At 43.5% G+C, this 19,304-nt stretch carries 15 protein-coding genes and 3 pseudogenes; 7 read left to right on the top strand and 11 right to left on the bottom strand.

Annotated elements, in window-relative coordinates; translation table 11 throughout:
• Nucleotides 1–10: 10 nt before the first annotated feature.
• Genes ACOJR9_RS13740 through ACOJR9_RS13725 form a run of 4 tightly spaced genes read right to left on the bottom strand, consistent with a single transcriptional unit; the run spans nt 11 to nt 4,922 of the window.
• Nucleotides 11–1,702: a TIGR03016 family PEP-CTERM system-associated outer membrane protein gene (locus ACOJR9_RS13740; protein ID WP_420933498.1), complete on the bottom strand. Its 1,692-nt coding sequence runs from the start codon at nt 1,700–1,702 to the stop codon at nt 11–13.
• Entirely contained in the window at nt 1,671–2,669 is a 999-nt protein-coding gene (locus ACOJR9_RS13735) for an XrtA-associated tyrosine autokinase (RefSeq protein ID WP_420933497.1), read from the bottom strand. Before ACOJR9_RS13735 ends, ACOJR9_RS13740 begins: the two co-directional genes overlap by 32 nt.
• Nucleotides 2,669–4,237 carry an XrtA system polysaccharide chain length determinant gene (locus tag ACOJR9_RS13730; protein ID WP_420933496.1) on the bottom strand — a complete coding sequence of 523 codons (1,569 nt, stop codon included), beginning with the start codon at nt 4,235–4,237 and terminating at the stop codon, nt 2,669–2,671. Before ACOJR9_RS13730 ends, ACOJR9_RS13735 begins: the two co-directional genes overlap by 1 nt.
• A 49-nt stretch (nt 4,238–4,286) precedes the next feature.
• The gene (locus ACOJR9_RS13725) at nt 4,287–4,922 is read right to left on the bottom strand and encodes an XrtA/PEP-CTERM system exopolysaccharide export protein (protein WP_420933495.1); all 636 of its coding nucleotides are present in this window, start codon (nt 4,920–4,922) and stop codon (nt 4,287–4,289) included.
• A gap of 150 nt (nt 4,923–5,072) precedes the next feature.
• Here ACOJR9_RS13725 and ACOJR9_RS13720 point away from each other — a divergent pair, with 150 nt between their 5' ends.
• From ACOJR9_RS13720 to ACOJR9_RS13695, 6 genes are read left to right on the top strand one after another with little or no spacing between them, the layout of a single operon-like run.
• Nucleotides 5,073–6,485: a TIGR03013 family XrtA/PEP-CTERM system glycosyltransferase gene (locus ACOJR9_RS13720; RefSeq protein ID WP_420933494.1), complete on the top strand. Its 1,413-nt coding sequence runs from the start codon at nt 5,073–5,075 to the stop codon at nt 6,483–6,485.
• A gap of 17 nt (nt 6,486–6,502) precedes the next feature.
• On the top strand, nt 6,503–7,342 hold the full coding sequence (locus ACOJR9_RS13715; protein WP_420933493.1) for an XrtA system polysaccharide deacetylase: 840 nt from the start codon (nt 6,503–6,505) through the stop codon (nt 7,340–7,342).
• Nucleotides 7,343–7,388: 46 nt separating this feature from the next.
• Nucleotides 7,389–8,900, top strand: a complete 1,512-nt coding sequence (xrtA, locus tag ACOJR9_RS13710; RefSeq protein ID WP_420933492.1) for an exosortase A — start codon at nt 7,389–7,391, stop codon at nt 8,898–8,900.
• A gap of 34 nt (nt 8,901–8,934) precedes the next feature.
• On the top strand, nt 8,935–11,241 hold the full coding sequence (locus tag ACOJR9_RS13705) for a hypothetical protein (RefSeq protein WP_420933491.1): 2,307 nt from the start codon (nt 8,935–8,937) through the stop codon (nt 11,239–11,241).
• Entirely contained in the window at nt 11,234–12,724 is a 1,491-nt protein-coding gene (locus ACOJR9_RS13700) for an oligosaccharide flippase family protein (RefSeq protein ID WP_420933490.1), read from the top strand. The genes ACOJR9_RS13705 and ACOJR9_RS13700 overlap by 8 nt, the downstream gene beginning before the upstream one ends.
• Nucleotides 12,721–13,932, top strand: coding sequence for an AGE family epimerase/isomerase (locus ACOJR9_RS13695; protein WP_420933489.1), 1,212 nt, complete (start codon nt 12,721–12,723; stop codon nt 13,930–13,932). The genes ACOJR9_RS13700 and ACOJR9_RS13695 overlap by 4 nt, the downstream gene beginning before the upstream one ends.
• Here the strand turns inward: ACOJR9_RS13695 and ACOJR9_RS13690 are convergent.
• A complete protein-coding gene (locus ACOJR9_RS13690; protein WP_420933488.1) occupies nt 13,908–14,198 on the bottom strand; it encodes a hypothetical protein in 291 nt (96 codons plus the stop codon). The two genes, ACOJR9_RS13695 and ACOJR9_RS13690, sit on opposite strands and share 25 nt — an antisense overlap.
• A gap of 35 nt (nt 14,199–14,233) precedes the next feature.
• Nucleotides 14,234–14,791 (bottom strand): annotated as a pseudogene (gene tnpC / locus ACOJR9_RS13685) (IS66 family transposase); the annotation flags it as partial.
• Between the two features lie 601 nt (nt 14,792–15,392).
• Here tnpC (ACOJR9_RS13685) and ltrA point away from each other — a divergent pair.
• The gene (gene ltrA, locus ACOJR9_RS13680; RefSeq protein WP_420933487.1) at nt 15,393–16,688 is read left to right on the top strand and encodes a group II intron reverse transcriptase/maturase; all 1,296 of its coding nucleotides are present in this window, start codon (nt 15,393–15,395) and stop codon (nt 16,686–16,688) included.
• Nucleotides 16,689–16,791: 103 nt separating this feature from the next.
• Here ltrA and tnpC (ACOJR9_RS13675) read toward each other — a convergent pair.
• The 5 genes and pseudogenes from tnpC (ACOJR9_RS13675) to ACOJR9_RS13655 form a co-directional block, all read right to left on the bottom strand.
• Nucleotides 16,792–17,708, bottom strand: a pseudogene (tnpC, locus tag ACOJR9_RS13675) (IS66 family transposase); the annotation flags it as partial.
• Between the two features lie 86 nt (nt 17,709–17,794).
• Nucleotides 17,795–18,145 (bottom strand): IS66 family insertion sequence element accessory protein TnpB, encoded by a 351-nt coding sequence (gene tnpB, locus ACOJR9_RS13670; protein WP_420933486.1) that lies wholly within the window; start codon nt 18,143–18,145, stop codon nt 17,795–17,797.
• Nucleotides 18,142–18,360, bottom strand: coding sequence for a hypothetical protein (locus ACOJR9_RS13665; RefSeq protein ID WP_420936141.1), 219 nt, complete (start codon nt 18,358–18,360; stop codon nt 18,142–18,144). The genes tnpB and ACOJR9_RS13665 overlap by 4 nt, the downstream gene beginning before the upstream one ends.
• A 165-nt stretch (nt 18,361–18,525) precedes the next feature.
• Nucleotides 18,526–18,807 (bottom strand): sigma factor, encoded by a 282-nt coding sequence (locus ACOJR9_RS13660; protein WP_420933485.1) that lies wholly within the window; start codon nt 18,805–18,807, stop codon nt 18,526–18,528.
• Between the two features lie 257 nt (nt 18,808–19,064).
• A pseudogene (locus ACOJR9_RS13655) lies at nt 19,065–19,178 on the bottom strand (galactose-1-phosphate uridylyltransferase); the annotation flags it as partial.
• Nucleotides 19,179–19,304: the final 126 nt, after the last annotated feature.

Here is a 19,304-nt window from a genome sequence, read left to right as displayed (position 1 = left end):
TTATGGCATGCTATTCAAACCTATAGGTAACACCAAGGGTTAAGCGTCTATCGGTAAAGTTTGCACCGAAGAAGCCATTTCCGATCCCGACGCCAGCGCCTCCATTCAGTAAATCGCCGCTTCTATCAACAAAGTTCACGTCTGCGTTCACTGTGAGCGATCTGCCGAAGGTTCTTTCTAATCCTAATGACGCATTCCAGTTTTCACTGTTTCCACCTTCAAACGTGTCAGAACGCTGTTTAATGTCGGCAAAGTTTACACTGGCATTTATATTGGTGTAATTACCTAGTTGATAGGCAAGGGTAGAGCCAACAGAGTAGGTTCTTGTCAGTCTGTCTTGATCTATGGCATCGTCTTCGGAATAGCGAAATGACATACCCAGTGTTACTCGCGAAAAGTCGTAACCCATCTGAAAATTACTGGCTTTGCGAATAATGATATCGTCATTAAACTCAAGATTCTGCGTGGTTATTTGAACAAACTGCTCATTGGCATTAGGCACATAGGTTAAGCTGTTGGGCTGAAAACAATTAGCAATTGAACCGGAGTTATTAGGGCACACAAATACCCCCAAATTCTCTGGGTTAGCCAATAGCCGAGATACGTTTGTTACATCTTCTGAATAGCCAAAGGCAGTGCGAAAATACTTTGAATTGTAGCTGATGTTTGCCGATGCGGTTTCGCCAAAGAAGCGCCTGCCATAGGTCGCACTTACCTGAGTGCGAGTGCTTAGCGCCCACTGCATATCAAAACCTACAAAGGTTTCGTTATCGTCCTCTTCTAAGTCTGAATTAGTGGTATTTGCAGTAATTGAAACATAGCGATTTTGACTTTGCCGGTAGGTTATACCCGCTCCGTACGAGTTAAATTTACGCACTAAGCTTGAGGTATCAGTGCGCGCCGATATCTGGTTGCCTTCGTGATTACCTGTTAGCCGTACAGCCCAGTTTTGTAACACATGAATATCGACAAAACCCGACGCGTTGCGAGAAATAAACTCGCCTTGTTGCGCTATTGCCCTGTCGGTATTTTGAAAGCTGCCGGTTAGGTTCCAAATAAAATATTTGGCTTCATCGCCGTTTGTCAGGGTTCCAGACAGCTGATACGTGTCGTTATCAAGGGCAAAACCATTATTTAACGCATTGCGCTCGGAGGCAACATCAGAGTAAGACGCTTGACCCGTGCCGCGGATCCAGTCGCCTTGGGTTATGGTAGTGCTAACACCTATCCTATTCGAACGTGTTTTCGCGAGGGCATCTGCGTTAGTAAAAAAGTCAGACACTAAAAAGTTACCGGCTTGCGCATTTTGATAGGTGAGTGCACCAGAGGCCTGAAAAACAAGCAACTCATCAAGGGGAGCCCAGTTCGCCGAATAATTATATTCACCGTAGGTGTCTTCGCGGCTTAAGTCGTTTTGGTCTCGTTCTAAATGGGTGAGTTTGCCTTGCCACAATCCGTTGAAAGTGCGTGACTGATAAGAGGCATTAACACTGGGGTTTATCGAAAGAGTAGTAAAAGAAAAGTTTCCGTTTTCCTGTGAATCAACGTCTTGAAAAACGCTTTCGGCAGAGGCCGTAGCGGTAATGTCTAAATTCGCAGATGCATTGCTGCTTAAAGCAAGCAAAATCGCGGATGATAAAACACCCGTTGCCGATATGGTCGGTTTGCTGTTACTTATCTCTCTCGGCATAATAATATCCATAATATCCGCTTCCATCGGTGTCGTTATGCACCGACTTATTAACAACAAACCCAATCGCCATTTCCGGATTCAGCCGCTCAACAGACAGCTTTATATCTGCCATTTTAGCTTTGCCTTCTTCTACCACTACTACAGCTTGCCCAGCAAAATTGGCGAGTATGGCGCTCTCATTTATCCCAATCAGCGGAGGCGTATCGAATATCACAACACGGTCTGGGTAGCGATTGGCAAACTCATCCACGGTTTCATGCATTTTTTGGCTTGCGAGCAATTCTGTAGAAAGGTGATGCGATCTGCCGGCTGGAATAATCTTTAATTTATCAATATTGGTTGAGTAAAGTACGTCAGAAATATCCTCTACATCACCCTTCAAATACTCCATTAACCCTTGCCTACTTTCAAGGCCCAGCGTGCGAAGTACATTAGGTTTAAGCACGTCAGCATCTACCAGCAGTACGGTTTTGTCTTGTTCTGAGGCAATACTCATAGCAAGGTTGGTTGCAGTGAAGGTTTTGCCTTCAGAAGGCCTGCTGCTTGTCACCATAATAATATTGGGGTTATGCAGAGTTTTAGAGAGCGAACCAAAGGCATTGGCCAATAGTTTACGTTTTATTTCGCGGTACTCTTCGTTTATTTGTTTCCGCTCACCGTTTAATGAAATATGACCGTTTCTATCCAAACGCTCGAAATCTATCTTAAAACCATATTCCTCAGAGGCTATTTTGCTGGTCTTTACAACAGAGTGAGGTTTGCTTGCCGCGCCTTTTACAGTTTCGTCTGCCTGAACATCTTCAGGGCTTGTAGTTGCCTCAATAGATGAGTTTGTAGTTTTACTGGACAGCACGCTTTTCGCTTCTACAGGTACGTCTTGCGAAACGTCAATTTCTTCAGCGTTTTTGGCTTTCTCAAGTTCGGCCGCTTTATTTTGTTTTTGCTTTTGAAGCGCTTTCTCAATTGTGTTTTTCATTAAAGAAGCCCTCCAAATAAATCAATATTCATCACTTCTGCGGCCATCAAAATACTATACATGGCGAAAATCGCGCCGCTCGACATTAAGAAAACAATTAACCGTGTTCGGTTCTTTTTCTTTATTTGCTCTATGTTCAAGTGTGTTACCGTTCCCCAAATGGGGAAGTCTGACACGCTCAACAGTTGTTTAGGTCTAATTAATATGGGGTTTAACTGGCTCACCAAAAACGCTATCGCAATACCTGCACCAAAACCAACAAGTAACACGGCAGTGTAAAAAATCAATCGATTGGGGCCTGAGGGACGCTTTGGTAACAGCGGCGGCTCAATTATTCTAAACTGAAGGTCTTCTGAAGACACGTCTGCACGTCGAGAGAGATCGGCTGATTCTTTACGAGATAGCAATTCTTGGTATTTATCCTGCGTAACACTGTAGTCGCGATTAAGTGCCGTAGACTCAGCTTCTATTTGAGGTATTAGGTCTACCTTACTCTCTAACTCCACAATTTTGCTTTGTAAGTCGGTTTCTTTCACGCGTAGTGAGGCTATTTGGCTTTGCAACCTGCTGGCCTCAAGCTTAATCTCTCTGTTTAATTCGGTGAGCGGCTGGCTTCCGTTTTCATCAGATTGATTTAAAAATGCATCTATCTCTTGTGATCGCGCTTTTTCAAGGCTTTCAAGTAAAGCCTTGGTTTCTACTACATCAGGGTGTAAATCGGTGAAGCGCAAAGTAAGTCTGTCGAGTTCTTCCTCTAAACCTCGAATTCGTTCATCGTAGCGAGTACGCAGAGCAGGCTCTTCTTGATTAGTAACGCCAAAGTTGTCTGTGCGCTTTGATCCACTTATCTGGTCGTTAAGTGATGCCGCTTGCTGTTGCGTTTGCTTTATTTGTAACTGGGTGGCCTCAAGCTCACTATTTAGCGTTTGAAGCCTAGAATAATAGGTTCCCGACAAAGGAAGAATATCATTATATTGGCGTTTAAAATTTGCCAAGCGCTGTTCTGCTTCGGAGAGTCGCGATTCATACTCAGCTATTTGTTCATCCAAAAAACGACCTGCAGTGTCGGTGTCTCGGCGGCTATTGCCAAGGGAGCCTTCGACGAACAAATCTAGGGTTTCTTGCACAACACGCTGTGCCACCAACGGCTTTTGGTTTGAGTAGGTGATGTTGTAAATATTGCTGCGCCCGGTAGACGATAAATTGATGTCTTTCGCAAGCGCGGTAACCAGATTTTCGAATTCGCTTTCAGTAGCAGTGGTGATATCTAAATCGCTTTCACGGGCAATTTTTTCTACGTTACTTCTACTCAATAGCGTTGTTGCCATCATTTGAATTTCTTGGTCTGGGTTTGTTTGTATTGCCAAACCACGCAGCAGAGGTTGCAACACTGAACGGGTGTCTACAAACACCTGGGCTTTCGACTGGTATGTATCTGGCAAGGTGGCGACATAAAAAAAGCCGATAGGACATATCAGCCAAGAAAATATAATAACGTAACGCTTTTTAATCCAAACTCCCTTAACGTAATCGAGTATTTGGGTTAGCGTTTGTTGTAAATCCTGCATCTTATTATTGGTTCCGTTTACTACTGACGAATTAGTGACTGCTTATTGATTAAAACCAAGCCTCTGGAATGATAACAATGTCACCAGGTAGCATATCAACGTTTTCCGTAATGTCGCCTTCTCTTATCAAGTCGTCGATGTTTATTTCATAAGTACGCTGGCGGCCGTCGACCACTCGAACGAGCTTTGCGCCGTTACCATCTGCAAATTCCGTTAAACCGCCTACCGCAATCATAAGGTCTAACAATGTCATATGTTCTGTGTAGCTAACCGCACTTGGGTTAGTGGCCTCGCCAATAACGCGCACTTGTTCACTAAGCGGCCCAGAGAAATTATTAACGCTCACGGTGACACGAGGGTTGTTGATGTATTTCGATAGTTGCTCTTCAATTTGACGGGCAAGCATGGTGGGTGTTTTGCCAGCAACATCAATGTCTTCTACCAGTGATGTAGTTACTTTGCCATCGGGCCTAACAATGAATTGCCCAGAAACTTCAGGGTTTCGCCATACAAATATGGTTAGCGAATCGCCGGGGCCAATTAAGTATTGGTAGGCGTTAACATCGGTAGTTAATGAGGCTCTTGTGGTGGCCTCAGGCAATACGCCCGTGTTACTACAGCCATTAAGGCCGAACAAAACAAAAGGGGTACAGCACGTGATAAGTAGCGTTTTAAGACGGTACATAAGAGATCATCCTACACTCATTATGGTTAATTATTGCTTTTGGCGTTTACCCTACGGTAAATGTCACTATAATGCCAATAACAATTCTAGTCTATTACAATAAATCCCTTTATGATGGGATAACTGCGGTAGTTTATTTGGAGGCCAGGGGTGGCAAGCAACAAGCGTAATCAAAGTAAACGTTCAAACATATTGGTGTTATCAGAAGCGTTACTTATTTCTTACATGGGGTACATCTCCCACTTTATTCTCACCCAAATGGGCATGGCCCAAGCAGTTTCCATTGAAAAATTGATTGTTAATGTTGGCATGTTAACGGTAGCCATTCTTTTATGCTCGCTCTCTGTTGGTCTCTACGAGGCAAAGTTAAGAGAAACGTTCAGGGGCATAATACGGCGTATTTTCGTTAGCGTCGGGCTAAGTTACTTTTTAGTGGAAGTGATAAGTCGTGCTTTTTTCGAAAACCTACTCATGGACCCTTATTTTTTACCGGCTGCCGTAGGTGCCATTATCATTACGCTTGTCGTGTTTAGGTATTTTACCAATCGTTTAGGCTTACTGGGGTTAGGCAAGGCGCGAATTCTAGTGTTAGGTGCTGGCGAACGCGCTTCTATTATCGAAAAGCGTATGCGAAGAGACGTAGATAGAATAGGCTTCGAACTAGTAGGCTTTGTTCCTATTCCAGGGGATAATCGCGAAGAGGGCATTCGCAAAGAAAAGCTCATTCACTTAAAAATTGACGACAGCTTTCAGCAATTTATATCAGACAATGAAATAGAAGAAATAGTGATAGCCTGTGACCAGCGCCGCGGCACATTGCCTGTGGAAGTGCTTTTCGACTGCAGGTTGCGTGGTATAGAAGTAACCGAACTGCTTGATTTTATGGAGCGGGAAACGGGGCAAATCGTCGTTAATTTGATGTATCCAAGTTGGGTTATTTATTCAAATGGTTTTCAAACTCAAAACTACCTTCGCGATTCACTCGACTACACCTTTAACGCCTTTATTGCGCTAATCATCTTTTTGTTGGTGTGGCCTATTATGTTGTTCACCGCGTTATTTATTTATATAGATGACGGGCGAAGAACCGGTGTGTCTGTGTTTTATAAGCAAGAGCGTGTAGGGTTAAATGGTAAATTGTTCAACATTATCAAGTTTCGCAGTATGCGCCCAGATGCAGAAATAGACGGCGCAAAATGGGCAAGTAAAAACGATACACGGGTAACCCGCATAGGTAACTTTATTCGCAAATATCGGGTAGACGAACTGCCGCAACTGTTAAACGTGTTTAAAGGAGAGATGTCATTCATTGGGCCACGCCCTGAACGCCCTCAATTTGTTGAACAACTTGTGCGTGAGGTGCCTTACTACAATCAACGCCATAATGTTAAGCCTGGCTTAGCGGGGTGGGCGCAATTGAATTATCCTTACGGTGCAAGTGTTGAAGACTCTATGGAAAAACTTAAGTTTGATTTGTACTACGTAAAGCATCAAAGCTTGTTGCTGGATATTCTGATATTAATACGTACCGTTGAAGTGGTGCTATTTGGCAAAGGCCGGTAAATAAAGGGCGATAACGAATGAAGGTAGATAATCGCCTCAATGCGATGACGGTAGACGTAGAAGATTATTTTCAAGTATCTGCGTTTGAAGGTGTGGTAGATAAAAAAGACTGGAATTCGATAAGTCTACGAGTAGGCGATAATACTAACCGTCTTTTAGACCTCTTTGCGGCAAATAATGTGAAAAGTACGTTTTTTACATTAGGCTGGGTTGCACAGCGTTGCCCAGATGTTATTAAACGTATAGTAAGAGAAGGGCATGAATTGGCCAGCCATGGCTTAGCGCACCAACGCGCTACTACCATGACAGAAAAGCAACTATTCGACGATATTAAGCAAAGCAAAGATATTCTGGAAAACATTGGTGGCGTGGCCCTAAAAGGGTATCGTGCCCCCAGCTTTTCCATTAACGATTCTAACACTTGGGCTTACGATATTTTAAAAGACTTGGGCTTTACCTATTCTTCAAGCACTTACCCAATTAGCCACGATTTATATGGCGTGCCCGAGTGGCCACGCTTTAAATATCAGCGAGACAACGGGTTAATAGAAATTCCCATACCGACCATTCGCAAAAAAGACACTAACGTGGGCATTGGTGGCGGGGGCTATTTTAGACTTTACCCTTACTGGCTATCGAAACGACGCATTAGCGAATTTATGAAAACAGAAAGCGCACCCTACAGCTTTTATTTTCATCCTTGGGAAATAGATGCCCAACAACCAAAGTTTGATAATGCGCCGTGGAAATCTAAAGTACGCCACTACATTAATTTATCAAAAATGGAAGGCAAGGTGGTAAAGCTGCTAAACGATTTTAACTGGGTAACCATGCAAGACGCTTACGAAATAGAATAAGTAATACACGGGTTAATAATAAGAAAGAAAAGGGCAGGGAATACGCATGAGTAGTAAAGGAGTGTTAACGCAAACAGAGATTAAAAAGGAAATTCAACTTCCTCCCTTTAAACAAAATAAGGGCTTTTACCTCAGTTGCTTACTAGTGCTGTGTTTGTGGGTAATATTTAGTTGGCAAGGATTACTTACTGTTGTTGAAATTTGGTATGGCAACGAAATATTTAATCATGGTTTTTTTATTGTGCCGGGCGCACTGTACCTTATTTATCTAAAGCGCCACGAGTTACTGGCACAACCTATCTACACAACACCCCTTGCCTTTGTTGTTATTATTCCCGCAGTGTTGCTTTACGTAGTGGGTGTGGCAGGCGATATACAGCTTTTTATGCACGCCGCTACGTACACGCTTTTGCCCGCACTCATTTGGTTAATGATTGGCACTAAGGCCGCAAAAACCATACTCTTTCCCTTGGTGTTTATGCTATTTAGCGTTCCTGTTGGTGAACAGCTAATTCCTTATCTTCAAGAAATTGCCGCCGACGGCTCTGTGGCACTACTTCAACTCACAGGGGTACCGCTTTACCGAAGCGGCTTGTACATAGAAATACCTCAAGGTCGTTTTTTAGTCGCAGAAGCTTGCTCTGGGGTTAGTTTTTTTATCGCTAGCTTTGTGATAGGCAGTTTATATGCGTATTTGAATTTAGCATCGGCTAAGCGCAGAGCCACCTTTGTTGCAATATCATTAATTTTTCCTGTACTGGCAAACATAGTGCGGGTATATGGCATTATTCTTATTGCTTACTGGACCGATATGGAACACGCCGCGGGTGCCGATCATCTTATTTACGGCTGGTTTTTCTTTGCGTTTGTTATTGTGTGTTTGTTGGGTATTGGGGAGTTAATGCGAACACCTGTAACTGACAGCACAGCAAATTCCACTCAAGTTGACGTGGCTCAAACTGAGATCGGCAAATTAGCAAAGCCAGTGCTCAGCCAACCAGTGTTGATAGGCGTAATAAGCTCACTGGTACTGGGGCTATTGTGGTTATCGGCCATTACGCGCACATCAACTGCATTGCCTGCGGAGCAAACCATTCCCCTCAATGAACTTAACGACGCAACCTGCGGCGTAGCAAGCTGGTCTCCAAAGGTACATCAACCAGACTCACAAACACACATTTACCTTTTAAATGCTGACTGTACCGTACAGCTTTATACTGCGTGGTTTAGTGAAACCGATAACGAACTAGTAAGCGATTTGCACCGTGTATTCGACCCCGAACAGTATTCGCTTAGCCACACCACTAATATAAGTATAAACGGTTTAACATTTCCTGCTTATCACGTTGTATCTTCAAATGGCAAGAAGCTCAGTATTGTAAGGTGGTATAACGTGGATAATACGGTATTCACGAGTTCGGTAAAAACCAAAGTACATCAATTGAAGAATGTACTTTTAGGGAATGCTAGTGGCGGAAGAATGTTCGTGCTTGCAGCAGTGGGACATGATGCCGGAGAGTTAGAGAGTGCAATAACAGTTATTGTTAATGGGTTTTGAATAATGCTACCTCAGTTTAGGAGTTAAACTCGTCATGACTAACGCCACATCAAATGGGCGCAATATGATAAGCCTAACATTTGCGTTGTTATTGTTAGCATTTGTGGTTTATGGGATAGCTACGTTTCCTGCCTATCAAATAGTACTGACAGTTTCAGTTGTGATGTACTTGTTTGCTTTAAGGTTATTTCCGTTTCTGTGGTTATATGTTCTCTTATTCATAACCATAGCGGTTAACTTAGCACCTTGGACTGGCCGATACATCGTAGACGAACTCGATTTTTTTGTTGCCGCTACGGGCATTTATTTTTTACTAATTAATAAAAAGCGCCAAAAAAATACTCGCCACTTTTACATTGCTAGTGGGTTGGTATTCCTCTGCTTATATACGTCTTTCGATTTGAGTTGGTTAGGTGCGTTTAGCCCGATGCACTCAAACTTTTATGTTACACCGTTAAATGGGCTGGTTATTTTCAAAGGCTTGCTTTGGGCATTACTGCTGTCGTGGGTTTTTTATCAACAAAAAGCAGATGAGCCCGAAAAAGCATTAAAGCATTTGTTACTGGCCGCTATGCTGGGTGGCTTTGTGATGTTTGTGGTTATTATGTGGGAAAAACAAGTGCTTGGAACGCTGTTTTCCGGCGCAGACATTTACACCAAGGTGAATACCTTCTTCAACCTGAGCTCAGCTTATCGTACTACGGGCATTATAAGTGGTATGCATACTGGTGGTGAGAGTATCGACGGCATGTATCTGATTTTACTGCCGCTAACACTCGGCGCTTGTTTTTACTTTAAAAATAATGTCGCTCGATTTACCGCAATCGGCGCTGTAGTGGGTGTAATGTACGGTGTGTTAATGGGTTTTACCCGTGCAACTTACGCTGCTAGTTTTATTGCTATTGCCGTGCTGTGCGTTATGTACTTTTTGCAAAAATGGCGCAGTGCTGCTGTATTGGAAACAGGCAGCAATACTACTAGGCTGTCTGCCAATAATGTGTCTTTAATGATGGTGTTTGGCAATGTAATTAGCTACGCGTTGCTTTTCTACGCTGTTTATCAGTTGCATAAATTCACCGGTTACTATGCCGAGCTCTCTGCTGGATTTCTATATGCACTCATTCTGCTCTTAAGTACGTATCGCCGTATAAGCACTCTTATTACATTGCCTATTTTAATATTAGCCTATCTAGGTTTTACTTATATTAACCTCGATAGTTTTCAAAACAGTCAGTGGGTAGATAAAGATACTATGTCAGGCCTATCACTGTATTTCCATATTGCTTTACCATTGTTAGCTTTTGTTGGTGTGTTTATGTTTAACCGTAAACGGGAAATAGACTTAGCGCGAATTGGAATGGAAACTATTGTTTTATTACTTGTTAGTGTATTACTCGCAGCGGCTTTCTCAGGTGCTCGAATTAATATACGTGCCGAAACCAGCACAAGCGATTTAAATACTCGTCTTGAGCATTGGCAAGGCATAATCGACAGTGGCAGGTGGAATACCTCTGATATTCTATTCGGGCACGGTTTGGGTACCATGCCCACAAATTACGCGTTATCAGGTGCCGGCGAGCTAGACAAAATAGGTACGTTTGAGTTTAACAAACAGCAAGAAACGTTAACAATAATCCCTGGTTCAGATCTGCTGTTCTCACAACGGCTGAGTTTAGATAATCAAGGCGCCTACTTATTTGAAATTACCTATCAGGCCAGTGAAGAGGTAAAAGTGGCGGTGGCAATATGTCGGCGCAACATGATAATCTTTGAATTTTGGGCAGGAGGCTGTGGCAATACTATTCGTCGTAGCTTACCAGCGACAAGCGAGGGGCAAAGTAAAACCTATTTAATGGGACTTACCGCAACGCCAGATAGCATGTTTGCTCTTCCCTCCGCGCTCACCATTAAAGCGACCGTAGGTAAGGTGCCACTTATTGTGGAGTCGATAACGCTTACCGACGCCTATGGACAGCAGTTACTTCACAATCCATCATTCAACAATGGCAGTAACTTTTGGTTTTTTTACTACGACTTTGAGCATTTGGTTTGGCATGTTAAAAACATTTATCTAAGTTTTGCCTATCAGTTTGGTGTACTTGGCGTGTTGCTAATCGCTGCATTAATTGTGTCGGCCTACTTTACCTTCTATCGCAATAATCAGTTATTCAGTTTACCCTCAGCCGTGTTTAGCGCCTTTTTAGCCGGTCAGTTTGCATTTGGCTTGTTTGGCGATCCAACCGATTCGGCGCGAACGGGAATGTGGTTCTTCTTTATGCTGTTTGGTGCAATAGCACCCGCACTGCCATTGAACGGACGGGAAAGCCAAGCCAATGTCTGATGCCAATCGCGTAGTCAACAGCGCATTTTTTTCAGTTGCCGCTAAGTTATTGGGCAAAACGCTAGGCTTAATCAGTATATTCATCGTTGCGCGCATACTTACACCTGAAGACTTCGGTTTTATTGCCATTGTAAGTATGATCTTGTACTTGTTTGATATTCTTTCTCATGCAGCAAGTGAGCAGTACATCATCCAAAAAAACACCGTTACATATTTGGATTTACATACGGCATGGTCGCTAAACTTGTTGCTAAAAGTGGTTATTGCGCTCGGTATTGTTGTTAGCGCGCCCTTTATTGCGGGCTTTTTTGATGCGGTTCATTTAACTGATGCCATTAGGGTGAGTGCAGTGATTCTGCCGCTACAGGCCTTAAAAACCCATAAACTCATGCTGCTAAAACGGCAGTTGCGCTTTAAACCACTTTTTTGGCTCTCGTTATTCGAAAGATTGTTTGCGTTGCCGGTATTAATTTCACTTGCGGTTGTTTTAGGCAATTACTGGGCATTTTTAGCCACCGATTTGCTGGTTGCATTATTCGGCTTGGTATTGTCGTTTATTGTGTTAAAAGGCAAACCGCACTTTACGCTTAAACATATAAAACTGCAGTGGGCGTTTTCCCAGTGGATGTTGGGAAAGCATTTGTTAGGTTATGCGCGCTCACAAGTCGACACCTTTATTGTAGCCAAATCGTTTAATGCCAGTTTGCTGGGGAACTACCATATGGCTCGCGACCTGGCCATGATGCCAGCCCATTATTTGCTAAACCCGGCTATTGAACCGTTACTCGCCGTTTTTAAAAACGACAGAGATAACCAAGCAGAGTTGCTTAATAATGTCGCGTTTTCGTTATTTGTAGTGTTTGCTATCAGTATTCCTTTACTTTCTGCCCTAGCGTTTTACGCAAAGCCAATTGTGTATGTGTTACTTGGCGAGAATTGGCGTATTGCCGCTGAGCTTTTGCCCGTGCTGTCTATCCTGTTTTTTTACTGGTGCATTGTTCAGGTACTGGATGCTGCCCTAATTGCCATGGGTAGGGTACAGTTTTTGTTTACGTTCGATTTATTGTCTCTCGTCACTGTCGCCCTAGCTCTTGCGTGGTCGGTTTCTCATGAATATAGCCTACTTCAATTGGCTTGGGCGCGGTCTGTTACAGGGCTGACAACGGCATTAATATTGCTCGTTTGGCTATTTGCAGGGCATTGGCGCTTGTTAATGCCTATAGTGTTACTTTGCGCTGTGTTAGCAGGGTTTAGCGGTGCTGCCATGGCGCCTGTCTGGTTACTAGCAAGTGAGCCGTTTCCAAACGCACATGTGACGCTTAGCCATTATATTCAATCGGCCATCGAGGTGATTATGTTCGGTTTGGTATATGCTCTGTTGTTTGCCTTACTCCTTATTGTTAGTAAGCAGTATCATTTGGTTAGGCTAAAACAATTGGTTTTACAGCATTTGCCCAGAAGCTGGCATAGGACAATACAATGATACAAAGGTTACTCATCCTGCCAATACTATGTCTGCTTAGCATAGTACTCGTTGGTTGTGGGGCAGAAAATAAGCAAATTGAGCTAATACTTAGCTCTGAATTGGCTAAAGGCCAGATGTTGCAGTTAATTGACCCCAGGCTTAACTGGGCAGAGAAAAACAGCAACTTTATGGTTCAAACCTTTGATGCCAATTGGCAGATCGCCCCTACCGAGTCGGTTGAGTCTTACAGTCAGGCAAGGCAGGTATACTTGTTTGCTAAGGGATACGATGTAACACAAGAGAATCGTTATCTAAATGCAATGGTTGAGAGTGCTGATGTAATGCTTAGAACCATGTTTGATGACACAAAAGTGCTGTGGCATTCGAGCATTAATCGATACAATACTGAAAAACGCTACGGGCCAAAAGAGTATAGTACATCTTTTGCTATTTTTGCGATGGCACACGCCTACAGGATTTCGCAAGACAAACGCTATTTAGATGCCGCGTTAAAAACCTGGATGCTTGGCGAGGTATCGATAGGTTTAACGCTTGCCAGAGAGGCGCAGCAAGGTAAGCTTAACACCGCTTTCACCAATACGTGGTCAATCAATCCCCTTATGCATTTATTCGAGGCGCTACTGGCATTGCACGATGTAACGCAAAGTCCAAGTGTATGGCAGGATATTGAATTTATCGCACAGTTTGTAGAAAACAAGCTGATGCAACCGCAAGGCTTTTTAGCTGAATACTACGTTAATGCTAATATGCCATTACCCATAAGCGAAGGCGGCTACGTTGAGTTAGGGCACCAGATTGAATGGGCTTACCTGCTGCATTTAGCGGTAGATAAAGGTCTGGATAGTCATTTTAGAAACGTAGCAAAGCGCCTTTATGTTTATGCAATGAAAACAGGTTGGGATGAGCAAGCAGGCAATCTGGCTGCGAGAAGTGATTATGACAGTAACCTTACTGTTACAACGCCGGTGTGGTGGGCGCAGGCCGAACTGATGCGCTTAACCGCTTACTCAGCTAACAAAAATGAGGATTTCGACGACAGCGCTCGCATATTCTCAAAAAGTACGGCTTTTGCGTTGAATGAGTATGTGGACCAGTTTAACGGAGGCTGGCTGGATAAGCCTCAAAGCAACCGTTCACGGATACAGTTAAACAAGGTTGTCGGGTATCATGCCGCGGCTGCTTACAGTGTGCTACAAGAACCCTGAGTCATTGATTCAATTAGATTATCACCCAGTTTTTCATTGTAGTGCGCCGGTTCCCAAAACCACGATAATGGCTTAGTTTGCTTAGCAGTGGGGTAGGGGTCGTCGGTTTTACCTGAAATCTTGCCAAAGTCATAAAAATGATCGCCCAGTTGATTTTTAGCAACAAACGCGTTGATGTCGGTCTCCCACATAGTCAAATCATCGTTAAGCCCAGCCTCATCGATTACCTGATAAAAGGAGTTATGTAACGGATTAACAAACAACATTAACTCAATTGAGTGTAAACGTCCGACAATCCCACCTAGCGCTCAGCAAACTGCCATGGTAGCAGTTGCTCAACATCGAAGTGAGGCTTGCTCAGTTCATCAAGGCAAGTCATCACATACTCGAATACATTGAGGTCGTTGGCTTTTGCAGTTTCGATAATACTGTAGAGAACCGCACTGGCGTTTGCGCCTGTAGCGGTTTGGCTAAATAGCCAGTTCTTTCTGCCTATGACGAATGGCTTAATCGCGCGCTCAGCGCGATTATTATCGATATTTAGTTGGCCGTCGAGTGTGTAACGCGCTAGCTTTTCCCATTGGTTCAAGCAGTATTGTATCGCTTCGCCTAATTTGGTTTTCGGTAACACTTGTTGTGCTGATTTCTCTAGCCATGTATGAAGCTGATTGAGTAACGGCAGGCCTTTTTCTTGTCTTGCGATGTATCGCACTTCCACTGTTTTATCTTTTAACTGTGTTTCTGTTCGGTAGAGTTTCTGGATGTGATTCAGTGCCCAATCTGCTTTGCCACTGCCTTTTTTACCTGCGCCTTTCTTCGCTTCCATGAACTTACGACGTGCGTGTGCCCAACTTGCGACAGGCTAAGCCTGAGAATAAAGGAGGTAATTATGTTGTAACCAAAATTATTCGTTGAATTCCAGAGGGTTCAACTCCCTCCCGGTAAAAGCTAACCACTAGCCGGAAGCGAGTCTTGCATGGGTGACGGCAACGTTATTCGTGAAGCGTAGACAGCAGGTACTAAAGCCGCGGGATTGAGTCTCGATATCATGTTCACGTTGGAGGCTTCATTTTGTTGGGAATGGGGCCAGTACAGTACATATCGTAATGGTAAGAAATGTATTGTCTGACCGGGATCTATGGCCGGGGCAAAGGTACAGGATGGAATTCTCAGGAACCTGTGAGATCCAGTATTGACCTGAGTATTATTAAGCGTTTGGCTATAGCTATTAACAAAGCCGGGCTGTCTGGTAAGGGCTTCCAATCAGACAGAGCGAATAGGAAGCACGCTCAGGAGCCTAAAAGCGAATCCATAAGTGATTAGGTATTAGATGCTGGAAGTCTTAGTGCGCCATAGTACTGTTGACTTGGGGGAACTCTGCTCAGGAGGACCCTAACGAGGAAAGGGCGCACCATAACTTTTTAACTGTTGATGGGAAACATAAAGGTGCACAGAAACCGATGATTGTGTCAACGAAACAACAACAGATAGCCAAATTGGCTAAAGAGAAACCGAAACTGGTATTCACATCACTCAATCATCTGCTGGATATTGAGTGGCTATATGAAGCGTATAGGCTAACGCGTAAAGATGGCGCAGTCGGCATAGATGGTGAAACAGCACGTGATTATGAAGAGCACTTGGATGCAAATCTGCAATCGTTGCTTGAAAGAGTCAAGTCTGGACGCTACCGAGCGCCTACTATTCGTCGCGTTTATATTCCCAAGAGCGATGGTAAATTGCGTCCACTTGGGATCCCCACATTTGAAGACAAGCTTGTTCAACGTGCCGTTGTAATGCTACTGGAGCCAATATACGAACAGACGTTCTATGATTGTTCATTTGGTTTTCGACCTGGCTACTCTGCGCACCAAGCGCTACAAAGTCTTCGCAATCACATCATGGATGACGGGGGTAAGTGGGTACTAGACGTGGATATACAGCAGTATTTCGATACTATTGAACATACTCAGTTGAGAAACTTTTTAGACCAACGAGTGACGGATGGCGTTATTCGTAAAATGATAGACAAATGGTTAAAAGCCGGTGTAATGGATGGGAGTAAACTAAAGAAGTCTGTAATCGGGACGCCACAAGGCGGTGTTATTTCTCCTTTGCTAGCAAATATATATTTGCACTATGTATTGGATGAATGGTTTGCCAATTCGGTTAAACCTCGCATGCTTGGGCGTTCAAGTTTGACTCGGTTTGCGGACGATTTTGTTATGGTGTTTGAACATTACGAGGATTGTTATCGTGTTCAACAAGTGTTAACCAAGCGCTTTATGCGTTATGGGCTGACACTGCACCCTGACAAAACTCGCCGCGTAGATTTTCGATTTCGGTATCGAAAAACGAATATCCAACGCGGTAAGTGCGTTAATTTTGATTTTCTAGGCTTTACCCATTACTGGGGGCGGTCTCGACGTGGTCACTTTGTTGTTTGTCAAAAGACAGCGAAGAATAGGCTCGCTCGAACACTAAAGGCATTTAATGTGCTGTGCCAAAAGATGCGCCATAAACCGCTGGATTTGCAGTGGGAATGGTTAAATCGAAGGCTAGTGGGACACTTTGTCTACTTTGGGATCACTGGAAACATAAAATCACTTAAACGTCTCCACCATAAAGTGGAGCGTCTATGGCATAAGTGGCTAGGTCGCCGTTCTAGGAAAAGTTACATTCCTTGGGTACGATTTACACTATTGCTTAAACGCTTCCCATTGGCGATACCAAGGATCTATCATCGTTATGTTTAATGCACTACGCAGCGAATAAACTGTTATGAAGAACCGGATGCGTTAATTGCGCTCGTCCGGGTCTGTGAGGGGTGAGGGCAGTAATGTCCTCATCTACTCGGAAGCCGATGAGTGTGGCTAGCGTTTGCTCATAGCCTTGATAGCCATCAAGGAAGTCTACGGCGCATCGCCCAGCGCGACTATTATGATAATCGTACAGCACTATATTAGGTGTCTTTGTGTCAGGTATATTTCCAGCCAACGAGTCAGCGCCACTGGCGTACACCCACATATAGCTAGTCGCTTTTTCAGATTCAATGACTTTCAGGGTGGTTTCATCCGCCGCGATAACGGGTTGTTTTAACAGGTGTTGATGAAGCCGATCATAAAGCGGTTTAAACAACTCAGCACAGCGGATTATCCAGTCCGCCATGGTTTTACGGCTTAGTTCAATACCATGCTGCTTAAACATCGTCTCTTGACGATACAGTGGTAACCCATACTGATACTTGCTGGTGATGATTTGACTTAATAAGCTTGGCGTCGCATAACCTTTTGGGATAACGCTATGAGGTACGGGCGCTTGTTTAATCGTGTTGCTGGTACCGTCCTTTTCACAGGTACGGCACGCATATTTAGGGCGAACATGCTCAATCACTTTAACCTGAGCTGGAATAAACTGAAGCTTCTCTGACTTATCTTCACCAATGCGATGTAAGTCGCCAGAGCAACAGCCACAGACTTTTTTTCATCAGTAAGGTCGTGAATGATAACTTCACGAGGCAGGTCTTTCGGTAGCGGTTTACGTGTGGGCTTTTTCCGGGTGTAACTAATCGTTTCTTCGGCTGTCTCAGCTTCTACAACCACTTCTTCCGCTTCATTGAACAACTCACCTTGCCCAGGGTGGCCTTCGGTGCTTTTACCAAACTGCTTGTGCTGGGCAACGCAGAACTGTTCTTCTAAATAGGCAATCCGCGCGCTCTTCTCTTCAAGAAGCGCTTCAAGTTCAGCGATGCGGGATTGGTATTCTTTCTCGTTCATACTACTATTATCCCGTATTAAGCTGCTGATTACCTTGCATTATTAAGACTATTTCGTGATCGTTAATCGCTACTTATGATCACAGGTTATAAGCCGGATACATTGTAGTGCAACGGCTGATGGCATATGACATCGTAGCCTGATAACAGCCACTGTAGTTGCTGTTTACTCACATGCATCTGCTGTAAATCCTTATCGACAGGCCACTTAAACCGATGCTTCTCGAGACGTTTATACCAGAGTGCAAAGCCCGTTTTATCCCAATAGAGTATTTTGAGCTTATCGCGCTTTTTGTTGCAGAAGACAAACAGCGCATCGCGAAACGGATTGAGGTTCATATCCTGTTCAACCACGACAATTAAGCCATTAATCGATTTGCGGAAGTCGACGATATCCATGTATAGATAAATATCAGCAGGCTCAACGAACATCTTCATTCGCTTAATGCCTTCATCACAGCGGCAACCCAGTGAGGGTTAATATTGGTTGGCACGCTAAGTTCTGCGTTTCCCAATTTCAGGAGGAGGTCGCCACCCATTTCCTCAGTGTATGACTCAACTTTAGTGACTTCGCGCTTCACCTGAACGAACTTGCTGCTTGTTCGTTGAAGCCGAATATCACGGCGTCGGGTATAGTAAGTTTGAACATTAATCTGCTGCTGGCGACAAAACTCTACCGCGGTGAGCCCGCTTTATTTTTGTTGCTCAAATAAATTGAGCCAGTCTTGCACTTCTCTTCGTTGATATTGCTGCATGGGTATTCTCCTTAGCAAAAAAGAACACCATGCCGTAGCTAATTTATGAATTAAATGTGGGGATTACCGGACGGACACTTTAAAGGCTCTAATACGGTTAAAAGCAATGCACGTTGCCCACTTTGAAAAGTTACTTCCGGGTTCAAATTTAGAAAACTCATTCCATAAAGTTAAGCTGGTTTCTTGAAAAATATCATCTGCCGCTGAGGTATCCCACACTGACGCATAAACGTAGCGATAAAGTCGATTCTTATTAGCATCAAACAATCGCTCAAACCCCTCTGCGTTATCTAACTGGGATGAAGGCTTCTCTGATAATTGATTTTTTTGTTCTTCTGAAGACACCACTCAGGCCTTTTATCAGGTAAATTGCAAAATAATTCGACTAAGCGTTGAATCTAACTTGTATAGAAGGTGTTAAAATATATCAATTTATAAGCTATTTGTTAAACTATTAAGTCAAAATTAGTCATATTACTCACAATTAACCCATAAATAATCACGCAGTATTTAAAAGATTTAAATATCGTTAATGATTAGGGGGAGCAATTGTGCACTGTTCTGTCCTATTCATGTATTAATTGGCGAGTATTATTCAAATGCTGGCTTTGCCAAGGTCGTTTAGTACGATGTGGTGAAACCAAAATCCAATTGCTAGTCATTGGGTTTATACGGAGATGTGAATGTTCGGTAAAGTCAAATGTATTCGCGGTCATGTAATTTCCATTCTATGGGTAGCTAGCCTAGCCTTGATATTTTTTAACATCTAAACGTCACGTTAACTTGTACCAACACAATTTGTGGCAGTTGATTATGCTTATCTCGTATTAGAAACAATTATT

This window comes from Alteromonas ulvae (assembly GCF_048987005.1).
Classification (GTDB): domain Bacteria; phylum Pseudomonadota; class Gammaproteobacteria; order Enterobacterales; family Alteromonadaceae; genus Alteromonas.
Note: the sequence above shows the minus strand (reverse complement) of the source record. Positions and strands in the feature narration are given on the sequence as shown.